This is a genomic window from Longimicrobiaceae bacterium (assembly GCA_035696245.1).
Taxonomy (GTDB): domain Bacteria; phylum Gemmatimonadota; class Gemmatimonadetes; order Longimicrobiales; family Longimicrobiaceae; genus DASRQW01.
The window spans coordinates 1-5,992 of sequence record DASRQW010000486.1; the positions used below are offsets into that span (position 1 = coordinate 1).

Here is a 5,992-nt window from a genome sequence, read left to right on the forward strand (position 1 = left end):
GAACTACCTCGTGGGCTTCGGGCTCATCGTCGCCGCCGTCTTCGTCGTCTTCCACGAATGGTGACGATGGATGCTGGGTATCGCACACCACGCATCTCCGTTCCACCCATCACCGTCCGCGCGGCCGAGGGCTGTCATCGGCACAGGCCCGGCGCAATCTCGGCCGATGCGATGCAGCCCGCTTCGGCGAGCCCACGCCGGGCGAGGGGTTGACGGAACTGCGGAAGACGGTAGATAATTCGGTGCATCGGGAGTCGCGTCCCTCTTCAGGCAGGCCGGCCGTGCACGGGTTCGCTCGTGACCGCCGCCGCCCGTCCACCCGCCAGGTGGATGTGAGGGCCGCGGCTCTTTTTGCGTTCCCATACTTCGGCATCGACCCGAGAACACGAGCTTTCACCATCCCATGACGACCTCGACGCTGCTTTCCTGCTCGCGCATCGACGCGCGCCCCCACGCTCCGGCGGAGCCGCGGGCGTGGAGAGACGGCGCGCATGCGTACGGGCGTAAGCCGCTGGCGCGGAGCGGGTTCGGTATCGGGCATCGCGGCCGGCAGCCGGTCATGGACGCGCATGAGGGCGCTGGGTTGAACGGAATCGGGAGGCGGGACGGGATGTGAGCGCGACAGGCGCTCCACCGCACCGGCGCAGTCGCAACGACGCGCCCCGCCCCTGGCAGCACCGGGCGGGGCGCGTCTCGTTTGCGGGAGATGCACGGCGGGACGTGATATGACAGGTGAGTCGGCTAAACGGTGAAGCCGCGGGATTGTGGATCCCGAGATGGCGGTTCGAGCCCGCCCCACCTGATGGAAGTCGAACCATCCAATCCTCATCTACCGTCGATGCACGGCGGGCGATGCGCGGTGGGTGACCGGGAGACGAGACGAAGTCGATGGATGCGGGACGCGCTTGGCAATCCGGCCGGGCGCGGGGATTCGTACGGAGAGGAGAGCGGTGCACGGATGCGCACGCTGGTGATGAACGCGATGCTGGTGCCCACGGGCGAGATCCACGTGACCGAAGCCGTCACGAAGGTCTGGCAGGGCCGCGCATGGACGGTGGAGGAGCACCCGGAGATCGTTTTCCGGTCGCCGCGCATCACGCTGGCCGCGCCGGTCTCCATCGCCATGCTGGCGTACTCGCGGCTGCCGGCGGCGTTCAACGGGCGCGCCCCGCTGAGCAACGCGAACCTCTTCCTGCGCGACGGCGACCGCTGCGCGTACTGCCTGCGCACCCGCAAGGTGCTGGCGGACCACGGGCTGCGCCTCACGCGCGACCACGTGCACCCCCGCTCGCGCGGCGGGCCCGACGCGTGGGAAAACGTGGTCGCCGCCTGCCAGGCCTGCAACTGCCGCAAGGGCAGCCGGACGCCCGGCGAAGCGGGCATGACGCTGCACGGCCGGCTGTGGGTGCCCACGCTGGCGCGCCTGCACCGCATGCGGATGGAGCAGCGCCGCCGCCCGCCGGCCTGACCCTGCCCGCCGAAGGATCACCCCAGCCCGCCGGAGCCCGTCTCCGGCGGGCCACCCTTCATCCCTCCACCCTTCCGCAGCACGTCATCTCTCCGGCAGCGACGAGACCATCCTTCGGCGCGGCGGTCCGGCGGCGTCCCTGCTCACGCGAGCGGGGGCGCCGCCGCCGGTTCCCCTCACAACGCGAACGCCGGCCACGGGAGGCGGCCGGCGTTTCGAGCGGTCTGTAGATGCGGACCGGCGCCGGCGGAAGCCGATCGAGCGGATCCGACCGGAGGCCCTACTCCGAGCGGGCGGGGGGGCGGACGTCGGTCCTGGAGAGGGCGGCCACGGCTCGGCGGTGCATCATGATCGCGCGCTCCTTGTGGTCGCCGCTGGTGAGCGCCAGAGCCACGATGTCGTGCAGCGCGGTGGTCAGCCGCTCGACCTCTCCGGCAAGGCGCGCGGTCTCGTCACCATCGCTGGGGGCCCCGGGTGCCGGGGCGGAAGCTGGGGGCGTGTCTCGGGCCATGCGTGGACGCTCGCTGCGCGGTTTCCGGCGGTGCACTCCGCGACAAAGATATCGCCCCGCGCCCGCCGCGCATCCCCCTCGCCGGAAACGCCGGTCCGCATCGCCGGAATCGCCGCGAGTGTGGGATCGGCGTCGCACGGGAGATGGCGGGCGTCGCAGCGCGCCGCATCTCCCCGCGCCTGGCACACTCCTTGACCCGCCGCGGCTTCGTCCCGAACCCACGTTCCCCGAACCGGCACGGCCCGACGATGCTTGGGAGCGAGGCACGGCGCGCGAACCGCGGAAGCGGCGCGGCATGGGCGGCGCTGCTCGCGCTGGCCACGGCGTGCGGCGGCGCGGGCGCACGCTCCGCCCCCGCGCCCGAGAGCGCGTCGTCGGACACGTCCGCCGCGGCCTTCGCACGGGCGGGGGGCTGCCCGGTCGCGGATTCGGCCGCGCTGGAGAACGCGGACATCGCGGTCGTGGCAGACGTGCGCGCGCAGTCGGTACGGTTCGGCTCGGCGCCCAGGACACACGTGAGCTTCCCCGGCGCCGGCGCCCGCGACACGCTGTCGTGCACCGACCGCGAGAACCTGCCGCGGCCCGTGCGCCCGGGCGTGACGTACCGCAACGTCCGGGTGCGTGGCCGCATCGTTACCGTGTTCGACTCCGCGCGCACGCTGCCGGGAGACACCGCGCGGCCCGCGCCGCGGTAATGCAGGCCCAGGCTGCCGCACGGGGCCGGCGGCAGCGCCACCGTACATCTACAGGAGCCCGACCCATGATCCGCCACCGGAACACCCTGGCGCTGTCGCTCGGCCTGCTCGCCGCGGCGCCGCTGCACGCCCAGCAGGACACCACGCGCTACCGCTCGCCCCAGGGCGCCATGTCGCCGCAGGTGGCGCGCGAGATGGCCGCCATGGGCGAGCCCGACGTGTACCTGAACGTGCCCAACCTGAAGGTGCGCGAGATCAACCTGGAGGTCACGAACCTCCGCGCGCGCCTGAGCCTGGAGGCGCGGCTGGCGAACCTGCTGTCGCTGAACGCGGGCGCCGACGTGGGCATCGAGCGGGTGACGCTGCGCATCAGCGGGGTGGAGGCGCAGGCCATGCTGGTGGTGCGGCTGGACAACGTGGCGCGCATCATCGACCGCACGCTCACCACCATCGACCGCAACCCGCAGATCCTGGAGCGGCTGCTGCAGAGCGTGGACAACACCGTGGGCACCGTAGGCGGCGTCGCCAATACGGCGCTCCAGCCGGGCGGCGTGGTGAGCCAGACGGTCGGGACCGTGGGCAGCGTGGCGAACACCGCGCTCCAGCCCGGCGGCGTCGTGGGCCAGACGCTGGGAACCGTGGGCGGCACGCTGAACAACGTGACGCAGCCCGGCGGCCTGCTCTCGCAGACGGTGAACACCCTGGGCCAGACGGTGCAGACCACGCTGGACCAGACGGGCAACCTGGTGGAGCGCACCACGAACACGACGGGCCAGCTGGTCAACCAGCGCACGCTGGGCGCCATTACCAGCCTGCCGGTGCTGCGGACCACCACGAACGCGGCGGGGCAGGCGGTGAAGCAGGTCCGCCTCGCGTCCGGCGCCGTCGTGGAGTACGTGACCGACCAGGCGGGCCGCATCGTCTCGTCGCGCGTGGTGCAGCAGCCGGGCGGGCGGCGGTAGGACTGCTTATCGGGTAGAACGTAGAAGGGCCGCGGCGTCGCTGCGGCCCTTCTACGTTTTGATGGGGGACTCTGCGGGCTTCGCATGCTTGAAGACGCCCTTCCCGCTCCAAAGCGGTAAACTCGATGTCCTCGAACCAGCAGCGCTTCTGCTGCTCCTTGCAGTTCCGCCGGAATCGGCCGGGAAGGCTCGACGCACGGTGTTCCGAATTTTGTCTCAACCCTGTCTCTCCCACGAGTTTCTTGCTTTTCACACCGAAGCCGAGCATTTTCCGCCACCGATTTTCAATCGGTGGTGCTACTTCACTCGATGATCCGGAGGATCAACATGAGGAAGCTGAAGCTGGACCTGGGCACGCTGGAAGTGGATTCCTTCGACACCTCGTGGCTGAACATCGGGACGGGGACCGTATTCGGGGAAGACGCCTCTGCCGGCCCCGCCACGCAGTGCGGCGGCGTTCAGACCTGCGGCGGCGGCTGCCAGGTCACGGCCGGCGGTGCCACGCAGTGCGGCGGCGTCCAGACCTGCGGAGAAGGCTGCCAGGTCTCTGCCGGCGGTGCCACGCAGTGCGGCGGCGTCCAGACCTGCGGACAGGGCTGCAACAAGTAGTGATGCAGGCGCTCCGCCGTGACCACGGTCCGGCGGGACGCTGACACCACTGCTGATCCACTCGGAAGCGAGGAAGAACGGAGAGTTGCGCCTGGCCGCAGCTCTCCGTTTTCCGTATGCACGGCCTCGTGTAGTGAATCCGAAGTCCCGTGTTGCTTCGCTCGGTCGTCGAATCCTGCACAGGCTCGCGATTCGGGCTTCTGAACCAGCACGGAACCTGAGCGTCACTACACTAGCAATCGGCTGCGGGGGAGTGCGAGGTGTCCACGTTTTCAGGCTGGAGGCACGGCTGCTCCGCTCCGGTGAGCCGCCGCGCCGAGCGACGCGGGAGAGAGTGTAGGCTCACCGGCCTGCGTCCACCTGCCAGCCCGTCGGCGTGAGGCGGACGATGGACTGCGTCTCGCGGAGCGTCGTCTCCGCGGCGTCCTGCGTGCGGCGGGTGAAGCGGAGCGCGGAGCGGTTGAGCCATACCGGCTCCACGGGCGACCACGCGCCGGGACCCTGCGCGGGCGGGGCGGACGACCACTCGTGCACCAGCCCCTCCGCCCCTGCGCGCCAGATCTCCACCGCGTTCCGCGCATCTCCCGCCTCAGCGGCGACCGCGACGGCGAAGCGCGTCCCGTCCGGGGAGACCACGGGCACGGCCTCCACCGGGTACTGCCTGCCGCTGGACGCGCTCACCAGCAGGAAGCCGCGGCTGCCGCGCTCCGGCCGCACCTCCAGCAGGAAGTAGCCGAGGGTGGGCAGGTAGTCGCGGAAGAAATACCGCACCGCGGGCGTGGTGGCAGTCCCCGCCGCCACGTCCGCGAAAGCGATGGGCGTGCCGCCGCGGAGCTGGAGCGTGAGCGTGCCCTCCTGGCGCTGCACCCACATCGGATAGCGCTGGAGCTGCGCCTCCTCCATGCGCGGCCCGCAGTCCGGCGCGCCCGCGTCCGCCGTGCAGTCCGCCGGCAGCGGGTCGATGTACTCCGGCCGCGCCTGGGCGCCGCCCCCGGCCGTGGCGCACGCTCCGGCCGCCAGCAGCGCCGCGGGAACAGCTAAGCGCCGAAGCACTGGGAGGAGCGGGAGGAGCTGTCGTGAGATGCGCATCGGGAGATGTGGAGCGGTGAGGGTGGTCATTCGCCGGGGCACATCGGCAGCACGGGGGCGATCTCCGCCATGACCGGCATCTTCCGAAGCTCGTCCACCGCGGAGTCGGGCAGCGTCACGCGAGCGCCGTCTGCGGATAGCCGCGCGCCGATTCGTGCGAGCGCCGCGCTGTCGCCTGCCGTCATCCTCCGCGAGAGGCGGACCGCCACCACGGCGTCGAACCGGCGCGGGTCGCGGACGCCCACGGCTTCCGTGAACACCTCGCCGTCCACCAGCCGCTCCACGGCGGAAACCGAGATGGCGGCGCGGAGTGCCGGCACGTGGAACCGGTAGAGGACGATGCCACCGGCGCGCCGGACCGCATCCTCGTCCGCGGCGCCGGGCGCGCGGGAGAGGCGCAGGTCCGCCAGCACCGTACCGTCGGCCGGGCGCGCGAACCAGCGTCCGCAGTGGTAGCTGAACGCCGCGGGGATGTAGGGGACGATGACATCCCGCGTATCTCCGTTGCCAGGCGGTGCCATCGCCAACCCGTCTGTCTCTGCAGATGCGCTGCGGTGCGGCACGCATCCCATCACCGCGCAGGCGACAGAGGCGGCGATGATGATACGCTTCTCGGAGCGACGCAGCTCACGCATTCGCGCGCTCGGCGGCCGGGAAC

Annotated in this window: 7 protein-coding genes and 1 tRNA gene; 5 read left to right on the plus strand and 3 right to left on the minus strand. The window is 71.3% G+C overall.

Features of this window, described 5'->3' with window-relative positions:
- The first annotated feature begins 729 nt into the window (after positions 1 to 729).
- Positions 730 to 803 (plus strand) — tRNA-His (locus tag VFE05_21820).
- Between the two features lie 155 nt (positions 804 to 958).
- Entirely contained in the window at positions 959 to 1,468 is a 510-nt protein-coding gene (locus tag VFE05_21825) for an HNH endonuclease (GenBank protein ID HET6232729.1), read from the plus strand.
- 280 nt (positions 1,469 to 1,748) lie between these two features.
- Here the strand turns inward: VFE05_21825 and VFE05_21830 are convergent, their stop codons facing one another.
- Positions 1,749 to 1,979 (minus strand): hypothetical protein, encoded by a 231-nt coding sequence (locus VFE05_21830; protein HET6232730.1) that lies wholly within the window; start codon positions 1,977 to 1,979, stop codon positions 1,749 to 1,751.
- A gap of 248 nt (positions 1,980 to 2,227) precedes the next feature.
- Between VFE05_21830 and VFE05_21835 the strand changes: the two genes are divergently transcribed.
- The 3 genes from VFE05_21835 to VFE05_21845 all read left to right on the plus strand — a co-directional run bounded on the left by VFE05_21835 (position 2,228) and on the right by VFE05_21845 (position 4,245).
- On the plus strand, positions 2,228 to 2,674 hold the full coding sequence (locus VFE05_21835) for a hypothetical protein (protein ID HET6232731.1): 447 nt from the start codon (positions 2,228 to 2,230) through the stop codon (positions 2,672 to 2,674).
- Between the two features lie 65 nt (positions 2,675 to 2,739).
- Positions 2,740 to 3,636, plus strand: coding sequence for a hypothetical protein (locus VFE05_21840; GenBank protein HET6232732.1), 897 nt, complete (start codon positions 2,740 to 2,742; stop codon positions 3,634 to 3,636).
- A gap of 327 nt (positions 3,637 to 3,963) precedes the next feature.
- Positions 3,964 to 4,245, plus strand: coding sequence for a hypothetical protein (locus VFE05_21845; GenBank protein ID HET6232733.1), 282 nt, complete (start codon positions 3,964 to 3,966; stop codon positions 4,243 to 4,245).
- A gap of 342 nt (positions 4,246 to 4,587) precedes the next feature.
- On the opposite strand, the gene VFE05_21850 is transcribed toward VFE05_21845, so the two are convergent.
- Positions 4,588 to 5,364, minus strand: a complete 777-nt coding sequence (locus VFE05_21850; GenBank protein ID HET6232734.1) for a hypothetical protein — start codon at positions 5,362 to 5,364, stop codon at positions 4,588 to 4,590.
- Positions 5,361 to 5,969 carry a hypothetical protein gene (locus tag VFE05_21855; protein HET6232735.1) on the minus strand — a complete coding sequence of 203 codons (609 nt, stop codon included), beginning with the start codon at positions 5,967 to 5,969 and terminating at the stop codon, positions 5,361 to 5,363. The genes VFE05_21850 and VFE05_21855 overlap by 4 nt, the downstream gene beginning before the upstream one ends.
- Positions 5,970 to 5,992 lie beyond the last annotated feature (23 nt).